The 19,088-nt window shown below is 62.4% G+C and carries 17 protein-coding genes; 5 read left to right on the top strand and 12 right to left on the bottom strand.

What is annotated here, in order from left to right; all coding sequences use genetic code 11:
• Positions 1-4: 4 nt before the first annotated feature.
• From FHR70_RS16855 to FHR70_RS16845, 3 genes are read right to left on the bottom strand one after another with little or no spacing between them, the layout of a single operon-like run.
• Entirely contained in the window at positions 5-1,459 is a 1,455-nt protein-coding gene (locus tag FHR70_RS16855; protein ID WP_183452251.1) for an HlyD family type I secretion periplasmic adaptor subunit, read from the bottom strand.
• Positions 1,459-3,642 carry a peptidase domain-containing ABC transporter gene (locus FHR70_RS16850; protein WP_183452249.1) on the bottom strand — a complete coding sequence of 728 codons (2,184 nt, stop codon included), beginning with the start codon at positions 3,640-3,642 and terminating at the stop codon, positions 1,459-1,461. The genes FHR70_RS16855 and FHR70_RS16850 overlap by 1 nt, the downstream gene beginning before the upstream one ends.
• Positions 3,639-5,336, bottom strand: a complete 1,698-nt coding sequence (locus FHR70_RS16845; RefSeq protein WP_183452247.1) for a peptidase domain-containing ABC transporter — start codon at positions 5,334-5,336, stop codon at positions 3,639-3,641. Before FHR70_RS16845 ends, FHR70_RS16850 begins: the two co-directional genes overlap by 4 nt.
• A 490-nt stretch (positions 5,337-5,826) precedes the next feature.
• Between FHR70_RS16845 and FHR70_RS16840 the strand changes: the two genes are divergently transcribed.
• Positions 5,827-6,717, top strand: a complete 891-nt coding sequence (locus tag FHR70_RS16840) for a LysR family transcriptional regulator (protein ID WP_183452245.1) — start codon at positions 5,827-5,829, stop codon at positions 6,715-6,717.
• 138 nt (positions 6,718-6,855) lie between these two features.
• Entirely contained in the window at positions 6,856-7,056 is a 201-nt protein-coding gene (locus FHR70_RS16835) for a hypothetical protein (RefSeq protein WP_183452243.1), read from the top strand.
• 100 nt (positions 7,057-7,156) lie between these two features.
• On the opposite strand, the gene FHR70_RS16830 is transcribed toward FHR70_RS16835, so the two are convergent.
• The 5 genes from FHR70_RS16830 to FHR70_RS16810 all read right to left on the bottom strand — a co-directional run bounded on the left by FHR70_RS16830 (position 7,157) and on the right by FHR70_RS16810 (position 12,251).
• Positions 7,157-7,372, bottom strand: a complete 216-nt coding sequence (locus FHR70_RS16830; RefSeq protein ID WP_183452242.1) for a hypothetical protein — start codon at positions 7,370-7,372, stop codon at positions 7,157-7,159.
• A 251-nt stretch (positions 7,373-7,623) separates the two neighbouring features.
• A complete protein-coding gene (locus tag FHR70_RS16825) occupies positions 7,624-8,433 on the bottom strand; it encodes a LuxR C-terminal-related transcriptional regulator (RefSeq protein WP_183452240.1) in 810 nt (269 codons plus the stop codon).
• Between the two features lie 230 nt (positions 8,434-8,663).
• Entirely contained in the window at positions 8,664-10,913 is a 2,250-nt protein-coding gene (locus tag FHR70_RS16820; protein WP_183452238.1) for a putative bifunctional diguanylate cyclase/phosphodiesterase, read from the bottom strand.
• A 416-nt stretch (positions 10,914-11,329) separates the two neighbouring features.
• Entirely contained in the window at positions 11,330-11,620 is a 291-nt protein-coding gene (locus FHR70_RS16815) for a hypothetical protein (protein WP_183452236.1), read from the bottom strand.
• Positions 11,621-11,831: 211 nt separating this feature from the next.
• Positions 11,832-12,251: a DoxX family protein gene (locus FHR70_RS16810; protein ID WP_183452234.1), complete on the bottom strand. Its 420-nt coding sequence runs from the start codon at positions 12,249-12,251 to the stop codon at positions 11,832-11,834.
• Positions 12,252-12,504: 253 nt separating this feature from the next.
• Between FHR70_RS16810 and FHR70_RS16805 the strand changes: the two genes are divergently transcribed.
• Positions 12,505-13,299: a DUF1194 domain-containing protein gene (locus FHR70_RS16805; protein ID WP_183452232.1), complete on the top strand. Its 795-nt coding sequence runs from the start codon at positions 12,505-12,507 to the stop codon at positions 13,297-13,299.
• A gap of 25 nt (positions 13,300-13,324) precedes the next feature.
• Here FHR70_RS16805 and FHR70_RS16800 read toward each other — a convergent pair whose 3' ends face one another.
• Positions 13,325-14,311: a Bug family tripartite tricarboxylate transporter substrate binding protein gene (locus tag FHR70_RS16800; protein WP_183452230.1), complete on the bottom strand. Its 987-nt coding sequence runs from the start codon at positions 14,309-14,311 to the stop codon at positions 13,325-13,327.
• A gap of 243 nt (positions 14,312-14,554) precedes the next feature.
• Between FHR70_RS16800 and FHR70_RS16795 the strand changes: the two genes are divergently transcribed.
• Complete coding sequence (locus FHR70_RS16795) at positions 14,555-16,186, top strand: alpha-D-glucose phosphate-specific phosphoglucomutase (RefSeq protein WP_183452228.1); 1,632 nt, start codon at positions 14,555-14,557, stop codon at positions 16,184-16,186.
• Between the two features lie 25 nt (positions 16,187-16,211).
• On the opposite strand, the gene FHR70_RS16790 is transcribed toward FHR70_RS16795, so the two are convergent.
• On the bottom strand, positions 16,212-16,625 hold the full coding sequence (locus tag FHR70_RS16790) for a VOC family protein (protein ID WP_183452516.1): 414 nt from the start codon (positions 16,623-16,625) through the stop codon (positions 16,212-16,214).
• Between the two features lie 351 nt (positions 16,626-16,976).
• On the opposite strand from FHR70_RS16790, the gene FHR70_RS16785 reads away from it, so the two are divergent.
• The gene (locus FHR70_RS16785) at positions 16,977-17,357 is read left to right on the top strand and encodes a hypothetical protein (RefSeq protein ID WP_183452226.1); all 381 of its coding nucleotides are present in this window, start codon (positions 16,977-16,979) and stop codon (positions 17,355-17,357) included.
• Between the two features lie 7 nt (positions 17,358-17,364).
• On the opposite strand, the gene FHR70_RS16780 is transcribed toward FHR70_RS16785, so the two are convergent.
• Both FHR70_RS16780 and FHR70_RS16775 read right to left on the bottom strand, forming a co-directional pair.
• Positions 17,365-17,772 (bottom strand): hypothetical protein, encoded by a 408-nt coding sequence (locus tag FHR70_RS16780; RefSeq protein WP_183452224.1) that lies wholly within the window; start codon positions 17,770-17,772, stop codon positions 17,365-17,367.
• 150 nt (positions 17,773-17,922) lie between these two features.
• Positions 17,923-18,981 carry a LacI family DNA-binding transcriptional regulator gene (locus tag FHR70_RS16775; RefSeq protein WP_183452222.1) on the bottom strand — a complete coding sequence of 353 codons (1,059 nt, stop codon included), beginning with the start codon at positions 18,979-18,981 and terminating at the stop codon, positions 17,923-17,925.
• Positions 18,982-19,088 lie beyond the last annotated feature (107 nt).

The raw sequence follows: 19,088 nt of genomic DNA, 5'->3' as shown, positions 1-19,088 counted from the left end.
GTCCTCAACGCTCGTGGAATGATGCCGCCATGGCGGAGTAGATCGGCTTCAGCAGGTACTGCAGCACCGTCTTGTTGCCGGTCGTGATGTCGGCCTGCACCGTCATGCCAGGCACGAGTTGTGCCTTGCCGGGATCGCGACCCACATGCTGCTGCTTGAGCGCGACCCGCACCCGGTAGTGCGGTTGCCGCTGCTCGTCGAGGAACGTGCCGGCCGAGACCCGCTCGACGATGCCCTCCACGGCGCCATAGCGTGCGTAGTCGAAGGCCTGCACCTTGACGTGCACGGATTGGCCGACCTCGATGAACCCGATGTCGCGCGGCATGATCCGCACATCCGCCACGAGCGGCGCATCCTGCGGCATCACCTCCGCGATCAATCCGCCGGGCGGGAGAACGGTGCCGGGACGGTGAACGGCCAGCCCGCGCAGAACGCCGGGAGCCGGTGCGCGCAGCAGCGTCCGTTCCGCACGATCCTCCAGCTTGCGCACGGCTTCCGCCGTTTCGGCGATGTCCAGCGCCACGCGGGCGGCCTCCTGCCGGGCCTCGTCCACAGCGGCCGACTGCATCTCTGAAATGCGGGCCTCGGCCTCGGCCAGACTGCGCAGGGCCGTGGCATGCTGGCCGTTCAGCCGCTCATGTTCGGCTTTCGCGCTCATCAGCAGGCGCTGCGCCTCCAGAACGGCGAGCCGCGTGGTCAGTCCATTGCGGGCGAGTTCCTCGCGGATGCCGAGCTCCTTGGAATGCAGCGCCATCTGCTCCTGCACGGCAGAGATCTGCCCCGCGAGAGTTGCCAGTTCGCTGCGCCGCTGCGCCACCTGTTCGTGAAGCACCGCGATCCGATCGCTCAAAGATCTCAGACGCGCATCGAGCGCCGCGCGCTGGGGCGCAACGAAGAGGGAGGTGGTCAGGGACGGTATCGCACCGCCCTCCCCGCTCGCATCTGCGACGGCAATGCTCGCGGTTCCTTCGCGACCGCGCAATTCCGCTGTCAGGATGTTGCCCTCGGCCGCTGCCGTCAGGCGCTGGGATTGCAACTGAAGCGACTCGAGGCGCAGCCGCGCCTGAGAGAGTTCGGCTTGAGCCGCCGCATCGTTCATGCGCAGCAAGGGCTGGCCGAGTTCGACCACGTCGCCTTCGTTGACCAGCACCTCCGTGACGATGCCGCCTTCGAAATGCTGAACAGGCGCCGGTGCGACCATTGGGGCGAGATCACCGACGCCGATGGCCACCTCGGGCACATGGGTGAGGGCAGCCCAGGCGAGCGTTGTCGCCACCAGTAAGCCGGTGCCGAGAATGACGGCGCGCTCCAAGCCGTAGATGCGCAGCTCCTCCAGCGCGAGCACATGGCTGTCGGGGCGCGGCTGACGGCTGGCGCGGGGCAGAGGTGCCATCATGTGCTGATGGGCGGCCAATGGCAGGCTTTCGGCCTCGGGGGCGGGTGTCGCGGCGGTGCTCATCAACCAACTCTGGGGCTGCTAGCGGCGGAAAGTTTTGCGAAGGCTGCGTTCGCCAGCGGCACGCCCACGGGTGTGCGTGTCGGACGTGGCCCGGAGGGAGCTGGCTGATCCACCTCCTCCACCTGCCCGTCACGCAGGCGCAGGACGCGGTCGGCGAGCCGGATGTGGCTCGGCCTGTGCGTTGCCATGAGGATCGTGCAGCGTCCCCTGCGGGAGGCGATGACATCGGTGAAAGCCTTGGCGCAGGCGTCGTCGAGCCCGGCAACGGGCTCGTCGAGAAGCAGGATGGGCGCCTCGCGCAGCAACGCGCTGGCGAGCGCGATGCGCTGCAGGATGCTGCGGGGCAGACGGCCGCTGTGATTGTCGCCGACCCGCGTGTCGAAGCCGCGCGGCAGCGCCTCGATCGCCTCCAGCACGCCGGCTTCGGCGGCGGCGGCGCGCAATTGCGCATCGGAGGCGCTGGGACGGGCGAGGCGCAGGTTCTGGGCGATCGTGCCGTAGAGCAATCCGGGCGATTGCGGCACCCAGCCGATGCTCCGGCGGAGAACGGCCGGATTGAAGGAGCGCACGTCATGCCCGTCGATCCGCACGAGGCCACCCTGTGGCCGATAGAGACCTGCGGTCAGCAGCAGCAGGGTCGACTTGCCCGTGCCCTCCGCACCGGTCACGGCCACCACCTGACCGGGCTGAATGCCGAAGCTGGCGCCAGCCAGGACAGGCTCGGATTGCGGCAGATAGCGCAGGGTCACGCGGTGGAACACGATGGCGCCCTGCTCCGGTGGCGCCATGCGTGCCTCGAGCGGCGGAGGCCGCTCCGTCTCAAGAGCCATCAATCCGTCCACCTGCCGGATCGACGCCTGGGTCTGCTCCCAACGCGAGAGCATCACGAAGCATGTCTGCATCGGGCCCAAGACTCGCCAGATCAGCATCATGCCGGCGATCAGCGCGCCTGCGGTCATCGCGCCGGATAGAACCGAGAGCACGCCCAGGACCACCGCTGCCAGACCCGACAAGGTGACGAGCGCCTGGCTTGTGGCGAGAACCGATCCTGTCAAGGCGCTCACCCGTGCCGAAGCCGTGGCTGCGGCTGCTGCGGCTGCGGCATAGCGGTCGATCCAGCGTTCCTCGGCTCCTCCGAGCTTCAGCGTGCGCACCGTTTCCAGAGCCTCGACGGCCAGAGCCTCGCGCGCCTGGTTGGCGCGAGCGGCCTGATCGATGGCAAGCCGCATGGGTGCGCGGGAGATCCAGAACAGAAGCACGAAACCGACGGCCGTGCCCACCGGCACGAGTGCGATCCATCCGCCGAGCACCACCATCAGCACCACGACCAGGATCGTGAACGGCAAGTCCAAAAGCGCTACGGCGAAACTGCCGGTGAGGAACTCGCGGATGGCCGCGAAGTCGCGAAGACGTGACATCTGGGACGCGGTGCCGGCCCGCTCCACGAGCGCTGTGGGCAGGGACAGCAACTGCGTGAAGACAGCGCTTGGGACCAGCCGGTCCAAACGCTCCGCGATGCGCAGAAGCGCGCGCTGCCGGATGACACGGAAAAGGATCTCCAGCACAACCGCAGCGGCGACGCCCATGATGAGCATGGGCAGCGTTTCCGGGCTGTAGCCGGCAACCACGGTATCGAAGACCGCCATGGTGAAGATCGGAACCGCAAGCCCGAGCACAGCCATCAGCCCGCTGATCGCGAGCAAGGGCGGCAGAGATCCCCGAAACCGCCGCGCGATGCTGCTGAACCAGTTCTGACGGGACGCTCCGACATTCGCCTCGGCGCTCAGGATCAAGGTTCCGCGCAGCTCCTCCGGCGCACAGGGCCTCGCATCACCCGTGGCACCGTCGAACACCAGAACCTGTCCGGCCTCGTCGCGGTAGACGACGACCGCAGCCTTTCCAGGCGGCAGCAGGATGGCCGGCAGGCACCGCAGGTCGAGACCTCCCCGCTTGAGGCCCTGCATCCGGGTCGGGTAGCCGAGAACGGCCAGCGTGTTGCGCAGATCCGTGAGATCGATGTCGGGTTTGGCGTGCGGAAGGGCCGCGAGGAGATCGTCCGCGCTGCCCGACCACTCCATCAGCCACAGCCAAACCGGCAGGCAGCGAGCCAAATCGGACGGAGGCAGAAGATCCTCCGACACATGCACCGGGGCCCGAGGGCAGCAATCCGTCACGAGGCTCATGACACGCTCTCCAGGGATCCGTCGCGGATCGCGAACACCCGATCGGCGATGCCGAGGGTCGAGGGACGGTGCGTGACGATGATGACCGTGACCTCACCGCGCAGCGCGGATAGCAGCTGAGCAAGCCGCGCGTCGCTGTCGCCATCGATCTGGGATGTGATGTCGTCGAGCAGCAGGATGCGCGGCTCCTCAACGAGGGCACGCACCACGCCGATGCGCTGGGCAGCCCCGCGCGGCAGGGGTGTGGCCGCAACGCCGACAGGGGTATGCCAATCGCCCGGCAATCCACTGGCCACCTGATCCAGGCCCAATTTCGTCGCCAGGCGCAGAGCCGCCGTCTCCCTGTGGGGCTGATGCATCGTGAGGTTTTGCAGGAGCGTGCCGCGCACCAGAGCCGGATCGGGCGGCACCAACGCGACCAGCCGCCGCGCCGGTCCCATCTCGACCTGCGTGAGATCCTGTCCGTCGATCGCGACCCGGCCTTCGGTCGGCTGCAGATCGCCCGCGATCAGCCGCAGCATGGCCGAGCGGCCGGAGCCATTGGCGCCGGTGATGCCGATGATCTCGCCGGGCTTTGCCTCCAGGGTCAAACCGTCGAACAGCCAATCCGTGTGCGGAGGGGTCCGCAGCCGAACGTTGTCGAGCACCACATGGCCTTTTGAAACCTGGAGCGCGGGCCGGTCGAGATGCCGCTCCTGCGGGAGCAGGGCAATCTCCGCGACACGCCGGCGGCTCTCCGCAAGCGACTGGAGCCGAGACCAGAGAGCAACACCGCCGAGCAGGGGCTGCATCGTGCGCCCGACCAACATGGTGCATGCTCCGAGGCCGCCGACACTGAGCTGCCCGTTCAACACCATATGACAGCCGAAGGCTGCTACACCGATTGTGGCGGCCTGGGCCAGCAGGTGCCCTCCCTCCTGCCCGGCCGAGACGGCCTGCGCCAGAGTCCGACGCATCTGTGCGGAGCCGCCCTGCAGGCGCTCATAACGGCGCTCGAGCAGGGGCTCGGCACCGAGAACCTTCATCGGATGAATGCAGCTCAGCGTGTCGAACAGGAAGTTGAACCGGCGCTCCTCGGCGAGCGCGAGGTTCTGCGCCGCGCGGCGCACGCGCCGGCCTGTCATGGCTGCCAGCAAAGTAATACCAACCAACAGGGCCAGAGGCACAAGCACGAGCGGACCGGCGAGATACCAGATCCCGACCAGATAAAGCAGCGCGAAAGGCAGATCGAGCATCGCCTGCAGGGCCGGGCCTGACCATGCTTCACGCAAGGTTCCGATGGCGGAAAGACGCTCCGCGTAATAGCCGTTGCCATTGGCTTCCAGAGCCGAGAGAGGAGCGTGGAGGAGGCATTCCATGGCCTGGCGATGCGCCTGGGCCTCGGAGGTTGCGGCCATGCGGGCCAGAAGCCTGCCGCGCACGTGCCGAAGCAGCGCCTCCAGCACAATGGCCAGAGCCACCGTGATGGCAAGAACGACCAGCGTCCCGGTGGCCTTGTTCGGCAGGATCCTGTCGTAGACCTGCAGCAGGGCTGCAGGCAGAGCCAGGGCGAGCAACGTGATCAGCAGCGTCGCCTCGAGCACCGGCATGAAAAAGGCGATGCCGAAGCGGCCGATCAGCCCCCGGAAGGGGCGTGTCAGCCATGGGCCTGAGGATATCGTCAGGGCCTCGGATGCGGCAGCAGACCTGTTCATAGCGCTACCTTTGGCCATGCGGCCACGGGGGTGCAGAAGCTCGAGATTTTTTGGGGAAGCATACCGGGCTTTCACCGGTATGGCGGGGCGGCATCATGCCTTTGGACGCGCATCGCTTAAGGTGCGCCGGCCAACCCGCCATATCTATAGCGTATCGCTACATTGAACTTTCACATTACGATTGGGAAAGTCAATAAATGCCTTTGTTCGGCCAGAACTACCCTTAGGTAAAGTTAATGGAACATGCCTCACGACATTGACCAGACTGGATGCAATACTCAGCCGGAATGCTCCTCCTACCGGTGGATGCCCGGATCCATCTTTGGAGATGGGGCGACCGCCCATCCTTTGGTGCGCCTGCCCAACGGGACATCATTCCTCGCGAGGTGAAGGCTCGAATTGGATTTCGGGGCATGCAGCACTTGACCTGTCGCGTGAGGCGCCCTCCCATCTGGCAGGGCAAACCCGCTTGCCATTTTGAGGATCTGTCTTGGATTGGGATAAACTCAGGCTGTTCTACGAGGTGGTCGATGCCGGGAACTTCACCCGGGCCGGCGAGAAGCTCGGAGTCAACCAGTCATCGGTGAGCCGCCAGATTAGTGCCCTCGAACAGGACTTGAAGGTTCCGCTCTTCCATCGTCATCCCCGGGGCCTGATCCTGACCGAGCACGGGGAGGTGCTGTTTCGCGCCGCGCAGGACATCCGCCTGCGCCTGGACGAGACCCGTCAGCGTCTCACGGAAACCAGCGAGCGCCCGGCCGGCGACCTCAGGGTGACCGCAACGGTCGGCATCGGGGGGATTTGGCTGGCGCGACGCATTACCGAATTTCTCGATCTCTATCCGGACGTGCGCATCCAGCTAATCCTGACGAATGATGAACTGGATCTCGCCATGCGTGAGGCCGACATTGCCATCCGGCTGCGTCGGCCCGCTCAGCCGGACCTGATCCAGCGCCGCCTCTTCACGATTCAGTATCACGCCTATGCGGCTAATAGCTATCTTGAGCGGTTCGGGGAGCCTGAGCGGATCGAGGATCTCGACAATCATTCCCTGCTTAGCCTGGGAGGCGACCAGCCGGCCTTCATTCTGGAGCTGCACCGTCTGAGCAGCCTGGGGCGAGACCCCAAGGACCCCCGTCCCAGCCGTCTCGTGGTGAATGACAGCCTGGCCCTCCGCAAGGCCATCGAGAACGGGGCCGGCATCGGCATGGCACCGGATTACGCCATGAGCGGCAATCCAGGGGTGAAGCAGGTCCTTCGCGACGTGGAGATGCCGGTGCTCGACAGCTATCTGGTCTATCCCGAGGAGCTGCGCTCCGTCGCACGGGTTCAGGTCTTTCGCGACTTCCTCGTCGCAAAGGCGCAGCGATGGGATTTTTAGCTGAACGACTCTTTCGGATTACATTCAGCGAAGAGACTTGAGAGAGGCTGAGCCCGCGCACAATCTCATTTTCTCCACGATTTTCAGGCTATTGAATTCTTAAAAATCCGTTCCTCAAGAATGAAGGGGATCCGCCCTATGCCACGGTCCTTTCTTGCCGTTCTCGCCATTGCTCTTGGATTGCCCTTCCTGATCCTGCTGGCGATCGTCTCATCCGCTTCAGGTGTCAGCGCGAGCGTTTTCACAAGCGCGCTCGGGCTTGTGATCATGTCGGTTGTCCTGATGCTGGTCGTCTACGAGATCAAGCGGATCGCCGATCTGCCACCGGACGCCCATTAATCACAGGCGCTCTGATGATAGGGCATATCAAGGACTGAGCATGCTTGAGATCCGCACCGCGAGCGAGGGATCTCAAGCAGCTCGATCCGAGGACGATTTTTCAGGCTGCCATCCTGGAACGGTCGGGATGCTCTTCAGCGGTGGCGCGCTGAAGCGCCAGCAGAAGAACGCCGATATCCTCGTCAAGAAGACTGATGGCATTGCGGGCATATTCGCGGAATTCCTCCCGGACCAGTTCCGCTTCGCCATCCCATGAGAAGTCTTCGTGCTCGGCCTCAAAAAAAGCACGAGCCACCAGCTCTACCTGATAATCCATGATTGCCCCACCGCATCGTCTATATGTTTATTTTAAGTTCAAGCCTGGGGCGTCAGTACGCTTTTACTGAATTGTTTATCCGGCGCACCACCAGGGTGCTGTCAGGCTTAGCGCTGGTTTCGACTGATCCGCAACTCGCCAGTTGGACTACCCCTAAAGAGGTAAGGGCGCGTAAACCTTGCCGCGCCCTTTCTCAAGATGGGACAATCGTCCTGCAAGATCCGATCTTTAGCAAGCGATCCGGATAGACCTTACTCGCCCGGAACCAGGGGCTTGTTCTCCTGCGCCGAGGCGAAATGAGCGGCGGCCCACATAGCGGCCTGCGTCCTGTTCACTGCTTTCACCTTGCGCAGGATAGCCTTGATATGAACCTTGACGGTCGCCTCCGCCACTCCGAGTTCACGGGCGATCAGCTTGTTCGAGGCGCCCTGAGTCAGGCAGCGCAGGATTTGCGCCTCACGCTCCGACAGCTTGTTCATGAGGAGAGCCGGGTCGTTGGCAGGCGAGAGGGTAATCAACTGGCTCAATCCCCCGGCTTGGCCACTCCGAAGCTGGTCGAGCAGGGTGAGCCCGACCGCCCCCGGAATGAAGATTTCACCGAGCATTACAAGTTCCAGAGCCTTGACGATGGCATGACGGCCCATCGTCGTCGTGCACAGCCCATCGAGCCCTTCCCTGCAGATCTGGATGACCTCTTGGGGATCCAGATTATCCGCAAGGATCACCACCCGGGCATGGGGGTTCTGCTCCTTGAGATCCTTGATTGTCTGAGCATGCTCGCAAGGGGAGCGCCCGTCGCAGATGAGAAAGAGCACCGGGACCCCTTCCGGGAGTGCCGACAGAGTCGCAGGGGCTCCAGTCTCCTCCGCGATCTCGAAGCGAGTTCCCGAAAGGATATGGCTGATACCCGTTCGGAGAAGGATGTTCTGGCAGATGAGTACCGTCGTGATGTTCTGGAAGGGATCCTGAGCGATAGGGAGAATTTGTTCTTTGTAGACGATGTTATGGCCCATACCGGCTCTAGCCCCCAGGTTCTGTTCATCGAATGGGTCGAGGATCATGGCGCCGCCTATCCAAAAGTACGCTGGCTAGAACAAAAGAGGCGGGAACCATGTCCAGGAATCTGATCCGATCGGATCGTGCGTGGCGATAACGAGGGCCATAATAATTTGTTCCTCTCCCATAACGTCACCTAAGAGGTAATCCGTCCTGTTACGAGAACTATGTGACATCATCTCAGCTCCAGGGGCTCGCTATCAAATCAAGCTTAGCCATACAGGATAAATTCATCTTAATGTTTACTGAGAGCTGGCACTGCATGGACGTGGTTCTGCATCTGATTCGCTGGCGATCGGCCAAGCAATCGCATGATCTGTTCTTCCGATACGGCCTTCGAGAACAGAAAGCCCTGCATTTCATTACAGCCTGCCGTATCCAGGAAGCTTCGTTGTGTTTCCGTCTCGACGCCTTCAGCCGTGACGGTGATCGCCATGGCATGCCCAAGAGCCACGATGGCTTTGATCACGGTTGCGGCCTTGCCGCCTTGCCCCAGGCTCTGGGTAAATGACCGGTCGATCTTGATCTTGTCGACCTCGAAGCGGTGGAGATAGCCCAGGCTCGAGTAGCCGGTTCCGAAATCGTCCAGGGCAATGCGGAAGCCCGCTTCCCGCAGCCTCCGCAGTGCATCGGTCGTCCTTCCGTCTTCCTCAAGGAGGACGCCTTCCGTGACCTCGAGCTCGATCCGCTGAGGATGCCCACCACTTTCGCGAACGATAGCGATGAGACGGCTGGCGAAGTCACGTGACCGGAATTGAACGGGCGATAGATTGACGGATACGAACAGATCTGGCCAGCGTCGCGAAGCCCTGCAGGCTTGGCGCAGAATCCATTCTCCGAGCGGGACGATCAGGCCGGTCTGCTCCGCCACAGGAATGAACTGGCTCGGCTGGATGCACCCGCGCGTCGGATGGTGCCAACGGGCAAGAGCCTCCACGCCGACAACAGAGCCGGTTTGGGACATCTGCGGCTGATAGGCAACCTCAAGCCCCTCCCCTGTCGCCAGCGCGGTGCGCAGATCCTCTTCGATGATCCTGGAGACGTTGATGGTTTCATCCATCTCCGGCGTGAAGAGACGGTAGCAGTTCCGCCCCTCTCCCTTGGCGCGGTAGAGCGCGATGTCAGCCTTGCGCAGAAGCTCGATGCGATCCACACCCGCCTCGGGCGCCAGCACGAGTCCGATGCTGACGCCGACGAAGATCTGATTGCCGAGAACATCATAGGGCTGCATGGATGCCGCAAGCATGCGGTCGCATAAGACCTGCGGCGCATCGGTTCCTGACTTGAAGGTCTGTACGATGGCGAATTCGTCCCCGCCCAATCGGGTGATGCTGACCTTATTGTCCACCAGCTTTGACAAACGGACCGCGAACTCCTGAATGAGACTGTCACCCGCATGATGGCCGAGGGTGTCGTTCACGTGCTTGAAGCGATCCAGGTCAAGCATCATCACGGCAACCTGCTCGCCATCCTGCATCTGGGCGATGGCATGGTCGAGCCGGTCGGCGAACAGGGCGCGATTGGGCAGGCCTGTCAGCACATCATGGAATGCGAGATGATAAGCCTGCGCCTCGCTTGCTTTCAGCTCAAGAACTGTTCTTTCCAGTGTCGTCGTGGACTGCTTCAAACGGCGCACCAAAGCACCGAGCAGGAGAAGGATCATGGCCGCCGCTGCGGCCATGACGGGACCTACCGATCTGAGAACGCGGTCCCCCGGCAGCTCAGGGTTCCAGATGAAGTATCCGATCAAATGCCCGACATCCGATTTGACGGGCACCGATATCTCACCCAGCTGCGGCGTGTCGGTGCTGGAGAACCGCAATCCGTCGATCAGGTTCTGCTTGGACAGCTCGGCGATGAAGTTTCCATCAAGGAATCGGATACTGAGCAGAAGGAACTCCCTTCCATGGGGATAGGGAACATCTTCGGATTCAGGGATGATCTTCATGACGCTCACAGCCGCCGGCCGGCCGTTGAGCTCAAGCAGATGAGCGTCGTGAACCGCCCGACCGGTCTTCAGGTAGGAAGCAGTCGCAAGGTCCTCGACGTGAGATCTGTGTGGCGAACCTGGAACTCCCCTGATCCCCGCAATGAGACCGCTGACGTTCGCCCTCACCCGCTCGTATACCTGCGCGGGCACGCGGGCATTCCCAATGGTCGCGACGAGCGGCTCGTTGCGATCATCAAGGATATAGATTTCGTCCTGGCCGAAAGTCTTGTTGAGCCAGACGCCGAAATTGGCATCGATCCATTTGAGATCCAGGGACCGTTTGTTGAGCTCAACCACCGCGTCGTCCCAAATGGCGACCATTTCCTGCTGCTGAGCGAGTTCCTGAACAGCGGCCCGTATGCCGGCCTCCGTTGTCTGAAGCTGACGTTCGGCAGAGATGTCATTGCTCCTGTCGACAGCCCAGAAGATCGCGCCCGCCCCCATCGACAGGGTCGTGAAGGCAGCCAGCACAACAGGCAACACAACGCCGCGCATGAAGGGCCATTCTGCGCGGGTGGACGACAGAAAAATACTCAACATAGCCGCACCGGAACGCCTCCGGACCTCGACCGAACGGCGGCATGCCGAACGACCGACCCTAAGCAAATGGATTTTTGGGAACGAACCTGCCGGACTCTCACCGACCTGGCAGGAGGGCATCATGCCTTTGAGCGGCGCATGAACCAGAGCGCGAACTCAACCTGCCACAGGTGCTGTTGCAACGATGATCATTTCTATAGTCGGCAGCAAAAATCAACGGAAGAATTCATGCGGTAACATGCTTCGAGAAATAAAGTTAACAGCTCTTTTCGAAGTCAACTTCCGCAAAGGAAGTATGCCCAGCAGGCGACGATCGCTTTGTGCAGAAGGCAGTTTCTTGATGCCATAATTGCGCAATCGATCCTGAGGACCTATTCCGGCTGCGCGTGATCTTCCAAGGCCTGGATGAGCTCCAAGCATTTCTCGGCCACGACAGCCGAGACCTTGGGGTCCCCATGGTGGTGGCGCATCGCAACTGCGTTGGCCTGCTCGAACAGATCCGTGAGATTGCCGGAGATGAAGGGGCGGGAACTGGGAAACTCGAAGCTCCGGCTCTCGGGGCGGGATTTGGCTCTGGAAGGGCGCTTGGGTTCGAAAAGGGTCAGCACCTCGCACCTGTCGGCGATCTTCTTGAGATCCTTGAAGGCGATGATCTCGGCCATGTCCCTGACTCCTACGCAACCAACTTGCCCATGCTCTTAACGCTCTTCCGGCGCAAAAGTCATGCGCCGGCACTTAAAAATTATAGGGTTGACCGCAGCCGTTCCACTCCTCAGTCACAGGCGTCGGGGGTATTACCTAACTCTTAAGAGTTAAGACGCGGCGTTGCCGTTCTGAAACATTCGCTGGAAGAAATCCCGGAGCCCTGCCGGTTCAGCGTTCCCATGAATGGCGCGGTCCTGCGGGCTGCCTTGCTCCGTCGATGCTCAAGGCCCCGGGGCCGGTGAAGACGAGCAGAAGGAAGACGAAGCAGAACAGGACGGAGGCATCCCCACCGTTCAGAGCGGGATAGAGACTTTGCGGGGCATGGAACATCCAATACGCCACCGCCATCTCGCCGGCGAGCACGAAGGCAACAGGTCTGGTGAGCAGCCCTACCAGGATGAGAAGGCCGCCGACCAATTCCAGGATGGCCCCGATGCCGAACAGGGACAGCAAGGGCGGCGTGCCGCCCTCGGGAGGAGCCGGAAAGCCGAACAGCTTCTGCGTTCCATGCTCCATGAAGAGCAGCGCCGTGACGATCCTCAGTAAGGCCAAGGCGTAAGGGGACCAGCGATCGAGGGTGGACGACATGGGCGAGACTTCCTTCTGAGCGCCGCCAGCCACGGCGGCTCGAAACATCATGTCGCCCATATAAAGCACGAGGTCGGGAGGAGAAGCCCGTTCAGGGAGACGCTCGAGTCCGGCTGTTAGCTGGAGTTGGGCGCGGACGTTCCACATGCAAGTCACGTTAAATTGACGGCCAACGGGCTTTTCTCACGCCCACCAAACCTTACCTGCCGAGGGTTTCCTGTCAGCTTCTTGCGTCTGGCGAACGGAGGCGGAGATGGATCGAAGGCTTCTTGGTGCTCTCGCGGCTGTCATGGTGGGCCTGTGGTTGTATCCGTCTGGCGCCCGGGCGGAGACCGAGGTCGATGTCGCGCTGGTGCTGGCCGTCGACGTCTCGCGCTCCATGGATCCCGATGAGCAGGATCTTCAGCGCCAGGGCTTCATGGAAGCCTTCCGCTCCCCCCAGGTGCATGAGGCCATCCGCAATGGCATGGTGGGGCGGATCATCGTCACCTATGTGGAATGGTCGGGCGTGGAGTATCAGAACGTCATCGTGCCCTGGACCATTATCGAGGGTCCCGAGGGAGCGCTCAAATTCGCCGATGGCCTGAGCAGCAACCCGATCGGCCGTGTCCGGAGAACCTCGATCTCCGGTGCCATCGATTTCGGCGTGAAGCTCCTGGAGCAGACCGGCGTCGAGCCGATCCGCAAGGTCATCGATATCTCCGGGGACGGCCCCAACAGCAGCGGGCGGGGCGTGGTCGCGGCGCGGGACGAAGCCGTTGCCAAGGGGATCACCATCAACGGGCTTCCGATCATGCTCAAGCGTCCGAGCGGCTTCGGCGACATGGAGCATCTCGATCTCTATTACAAAAACTGTGTCATCGGCGGCGAAGGATCGTTCATCGTGCCGGTGCGGGACCGCCAGCAATTCGCCGATGCCATCCGGACGAAGATCATCCGTGAGATTGCGGCCCTGCCGGCAAAGCCGATGATCCAGACGGTTCAGGCCGAGCCGTCCGTGAGTTGCGCCGAGGGCGAGCAGCGCATGTATCGCTGGGACCGCAACTGAGGCGGTCCCAAGGCTGTCATTGGCATCACTCCAGGGTGATGTTGGCTGTCCTGATTACCTTCTCCCACTTGGCGCCCTCTTCCTGCATGTAGGCGGCCATTTCGGATGGCGAACTCTGGAGCACGTCGATCCCGGCGCCGGTGAGCTTGTCCCGAATGTCCTGTCTCGCAACAACCTGCCGATAGGTGTCGTTGAGCTTGGTGATGATCTCGGGCGACAGGCGGGCCGGGCCGACGAAGCCCTGCCAAGCCCAGGCCTCAAAGCCTGGAAAATCAGCAGCCACAGGAGGCACGCCTGGAAGCCCGGGGAACTCCTTCGGAGAGGCCACGGCGATGGCCTTGATGGGACCGGAAAGCTGCGAGCGGGCGGTCGCAAAATCGATGAACATCATGTCCACCTGTCCTGCCACCAGATCCTGCACAGCGGGAGCGGCACCGCGATAGGGCACATGAGTGAGCTTGATGCCGGCGCCTTGCGAAAGCAGCTCCGTCGCCAGATGGAACGGGCTGCCCAAGCCGGGTGTCGCATAGTTGATCCGTCCAGGCGTCTTCTTCGCTTCGGCGATCAATTCCTGAATGGAATTGACTGGCAGCTTGTTCGTGTTGACGAGCAGCACGAGCGCGAAGCGGCCCGTGAGCGAAATCGGGCTGAAATCCTTGTACGGATCGAAGGAGAGCTTGCGATAGAGGGAGCGGTTCGTCGCGAAGGTCGCCGAATCCCCTAGGAGGAGCGTGTAGCCGTCAGGCTCCGCCCGGGCGACGGCCTCGGCCCCGATATTGGTGCCTGCCCCCGGCTTGTTCTCGACAACGAACTGCTGTCGCAGCTGTTCTCCCATGGCGCCGAAGACGAGCCGCGCGAAGAAATCCGTTCCGCCGCCGGCCGCGTAAGGAACGGTAACCCGAACCGGTCTCGTCGGATAGTCGGATTGAGCCAAGGCGCGCCATGGTGAAAGGGCTGAGGCTGCGGAAGCGGCGGCCATCGTCACGAGAAGGCTGCGGCGGGTCTGGCTCATGGCGTTCTCCCGGGGTCGGTTCTGTTATGGTTCAGGTAACAGACCAGCACATAGGGAGGACATCCGCCGCGACCAGAGCCGGGCTGCGGTTGGGTGGGCGGCTCAAGGGCGTCCTTCATCCTGCCTTCATCTTGGCAGTGGCATCTGGGCGAAACGACCCTAGAATGTCGCTGGTCCTTCACAGGACCAGAGAGGACCCTGCAAAAGGCCTCCAAGAGCCACGTAAGGAAGTGATCAGCCCCGATGGTGACCACCAGCATTCCGACGACCCCGTTTTCCGATCAGCGCCCCGGCACATCCGGCCTGCGCAAGAAGGTCACCGTCTTCCAGCAGCCCCGGTATGTGGAAAATTTCATCCAGTCGATCTTCGACAACGTCGAGGGCGCGCAAGGCTCGACCCTGGTGATCGGCGGCGACGGGCGCTACTTCAACGATGTCGTGGTTCAGACCGCGCTCAAGATGGCAGCGGCTCATGGCTTCAGCCGCGTTCTCGTCGGACAGCGGGGGCTCCTGTCGACGCCGGCCGCCTCCTGCGTGATCCGCAAGCACAGGGCGATCGGTGGATTGGTTCTTTCCGCCAGCCATAATCCCGGCGGCCCGGACGGCGACTTCGGTATTAAGTTCAACATGTCCCATGGCGGACCGGCGCCCGAATCCTTCACGGAAGCCGTGTTCAAGCGGGCGAGCGCCATCACCGAGTACAAGATCGTCGACGCTCCCGACATCGATCTCAGCCGTATCGGCCCGACAAAGGTCGGCGAGATGAGTGTCGAGGTCATCGATCCGGTGGCCGATTATGCCGAGCTGATGGAGCAGCTCGTTGATTTCGAGAAGATCGCCGGTCTGTTCCGCTCGGGCTTCCGCATGCGCTTCGATGCCTTGAGCGCCATCACCGGTCCTTACGCGAAGGCGATTCTCGAAGGCCGTCTCGGCGCACCGGCGGGGACCGTCGTCAACGGGGAACCGAAGCCCGATTTCGGTGGCCATCATCCCGATCCGAACCCGGTTCACGCCCATGATCTCATGGAGCTGATGCTCGGCCCCGACGCCCCCGATTTCGGCGCGGCTTCGGACGGCGACGGCGACCGCAACATGATCGTGGCCCGAGGGCTGTTCGTGACGCCGAGCGACAGTCTCGCGATCCTCACGAGCCATGCTCATCTCGCGCCCGGTTATGCGAAGGGCTTGGCCGGGGTTGCGCGCTCGATGCCGACAAGCCGCGCCGCCGACCGTGTAGCCAAAAAACTCGGCATCAATTGCTTCGAGACCCCCACGGGCTGGAAGTTCTTCGCCAACCTTCTGGACGCCGGGCTCATCACTCTGTGCGGCGAGGAAAGCGCAGGCACGGGCTCCAACCACATCCGCGAGAAGGATGGGCTCTGGGCCGTGTTGCTCTGGCTCAATATCTTGGCCGTCACGAAAAAGCCGGCGGATCAGATCGTACGCGAGCACTGGGCCACGTTCGGCCGCGACTACTACACGCGTCACGACTACGAGGAGCTTGAGACCGCGCCTGCCAACGAGCTGATGGACGCCCTGCGCAAGAAGCTCCCTTCCCTTCCCGGGCAACGCTTCGGCAACCTCACAGTCGAGGCTTGTGACGACTTCGCCTATACCGATCCTGTCGATGGGTCTGTGACGCCAAAGCAGGGTATCCGCATCCTCTTCAAGGAGGACGCCCGCGCCGTGTTCCGCCTCTCGGGTACAGGCACCTCGGGCGCGACGCTGCGGGTCTATCTGGAACGCTTCGAGCCGAATACCGACCGGCACGACCTCCCAACCTCCGACGTTCTGGCTCCCGTCGTTCAGGCGGCGAACGAGATTGCGGAGATCGCAGCCCGGACAGGGCGGAATGAGCCCAGCGTCATTACCTGATCTCGATAGGCCCGGGCTCTGGCAATCAGTACGTCGTCCAGAGCCCAGGCGTCGCCAGTTCGAGAACGTGCCCGTCCGGATCGCGGAAATAGACGCTGGTGCCACCCCGGGGCCAGGACATCCGGCTCTCGATCGGGATGCCGCGCTCTTCCAGTCTCATCTCCCATGCGGCAAGCTCTTCGGCCGCAACGGCAAAGGCGATGTGGAGGGGGCCGTGTCCGTCATGGCCTGGGATCGTGCCACCCGGAGTCGTCATATCCTCGGCTGAGCCACCCCGGAGGAAGACGAGGAGCACGCTTCTGCCACCCACGTCGAATGCACACATGCGCTGATTGGCGAGCAGAAGCGGCAGACCAAGGCTGCTCTCATAGAACTCCTTGGCGCGAGCCAGATCGTCGACATAGAGAGCGGTTTCGAGCACGGCGTTCAGCTTCGGCATCTCGGACCTCATGGCATCCTCCACTTGGTCCTCACCGCCGACCTGTCTAGACCTCCTTGATGCTCATCTGCGGCAGGGAGGCGAAAAATTGGGCAATGGTGCTGACCTTTTAGTCTTGAAACCGATCAGAACACTTCTTACTTATTGCAGTGCAACACGGCGATTGGCGTCGCCTGTTGCAGCCCTTCTAGGGCGTTTCCTCCCTAAACTTCGGGCCGTTGGCAACAACGGCCTTTTTTCTTGCCTGGACAAAGGTTTCCGGCCCGACCAAGGGGCCAAGTGGACAGGGTGAGACAGGAACCTCGCACTCCCCCGGAGGTTTCCTCATCTGCGGAGCCCGGGAGAGCTTTCATGTCCACTCGCTCAGACAACCCCAACCACACCGACATTCCTCGGACGCACACGATCAAGCCAATGGACCCTCCGCCCATGAACGAGGGATCGACCACCGCGCAGCTGAAGGGCGACATCAACAGCGGTCGCACGGGGGACAAGAACGAGGTGTTCGACCCCGGCCTCTCCCCGCTGGGCACGGACGATGAGGCCGGCGGCAATCCGATGAGACCGGAACAGGTCGACATCGCCCGGCATCAGGAAACGTCGGCGCGTTGGCAGAACGGCAACGACAAGGACAGCTATGCCCACGGGCACTCGCGCAAAGCGCTGGCCGGCTATGTGGGATTCATCGCGCTCGTGCTGGTGCTGTTCATCGGGGCTTTTTCGATCTTCTGATCTGTGTCTATTCCTGCCCCGGGGACTCTTGCTTGCGAGGCTGGATCCGAACCCGGCCATGGCCCGCCTCGCCCGGCTGAGCGGTGGCTTGATCCCCCTCCCACCCTTCGGAGCGCCAGACGGCCTGCTGTTCGTCGAGGTCCAACACGCCCTCCTGATCCAGGATGCTGACGACCTGGCCGACCTCTGCATCGTCGCATCTCACGATGATGACCGACCCGCCGCGCACGACGCCTTCGACATAGGCATAAGCGTCCAGGCGTGAGACGCCATCATCCTCCAGAAGAGGAGCCAGGTTATGCGGGGTCGACCAGATGTCGATCTCATCTTTGGGGATGCCAGCCTGCTCCAAACGCTCTGCTGCGGCCGTCGCATGCCGTTCGCTGTGGAAGAGGGAGGTGACTGTTTTGGTCATCGGGTCGATCTCCTGCAAGGCTGCGCGGTGTCGAACTCAATTCCGAAGACTGGAGCGAGGAATGGTAAAGCATCGGCTCCCCAATCGGAACGGCCTTTTGGGGTTAGCCTGGTGTCCCTTTCCTTCAAAAGCCAAGTTTGAGGGTCTGACCTAGAGCGAAGTCACGCTGTCCCGGATCACCAGTTCCGTTTCCAGTCGGATCCGCTTGGGTGATGACCGGCCCTGCAGGAGATTGATCAAGGCCGATGCTGCCGCCTGTCCCAACTCCCGTCGCGGCTGATGGATCGTGGTCAGCGCCGGTTCGGCCACGGCAGCAAACTCGATATCATCGAAACCCGCGACTGAGATATCCTCCGGAACTCTGAGCCCCGCGGAGAAAAGAGTGCGCATGAGGCCGATGGCCATTTCGTCGCTGGTGCAGAACACGGCAGTCGGGCGGGCGGATCGCGCAACAAGGTCCTGACCGGCCCTTACACCCGCCTCGATCGTGTAGTCGCCAGGGATCACAAGCGCCGGATCGAAGGCGAGGCCTGCTGCCTCCAACCCATCCTTGAAGCCCAGGAAACGCTCGCGCTCCAGGATGTTGTTTGTCGGCCCGCTCACATAGGCGATGCGCCGGTGCCCTGCCGAGGCGAGATGCTGGGTCATGCGTGAGGCGGCAGCGCGGTTGTCGATCTCGATCTGTGGAATGTCGGCACCTGGGATGGCCTCACACAGCGCCACGAGTGGGATCGTGATCCGGGCAGGCTGCCCCTCCCCGTCCCGGCTCTGACCGAACAGGTGGCCGTTGAGCAGAATGGCGCCATCCACCCGGCCGGCTGCCGTGAAGGCCGCGAAATGGGCCTCCTTCTCGGGCGAGCCGTCGAGATCGCTGATGATCATCCCGTAGCCGGCCTCGAAGAGCGTCTCCTCGATCCCTCGCAGGATCTTGGAGAAGAAGGTGTTCGCGAGATCCGGCAGGACGACGAGCACCATATAGGTCTTCTGGGAGCGCAGAGTGCGCGCGGCCGGGTTGGGCACATACCCGGTCTTGGCGATGGCCTCCAGCACCCTCGCCCGAGCTTCGGGAGAAACCCGCTCCGGCGTGGCGAGCGCCCGGCTCACCGTGGCAGTCGAGACATCGGCAAGACGGGCCACATCTTGGATTCGCACGGCACGGATCCGCGTATCCTCCGGCTCAGCCCTGTCTTTGTGCCCCAGTTCGTCCATGGTTCTCCCCCGACTATGGTTCTGTTTGACAGATGCCACCATTTCGGTAAAGTTTCATGTAATCGATTACATAGGGCTGTTGTCGAGCCGTGCGATAGCCCTAGTTC

This window comes from Microvirga lupini (genome assembly GCF_014191055.1).
Lineage (GTDB): Bacteria > Pseudomonadota > Alphaproteobacteria > Rhizobiales > Beijerinckiaceae > Microvirga > Microvirga lupini_A.
This window is presented reverse-complemented; position numbering and strand designations above follow the sequence as displayed.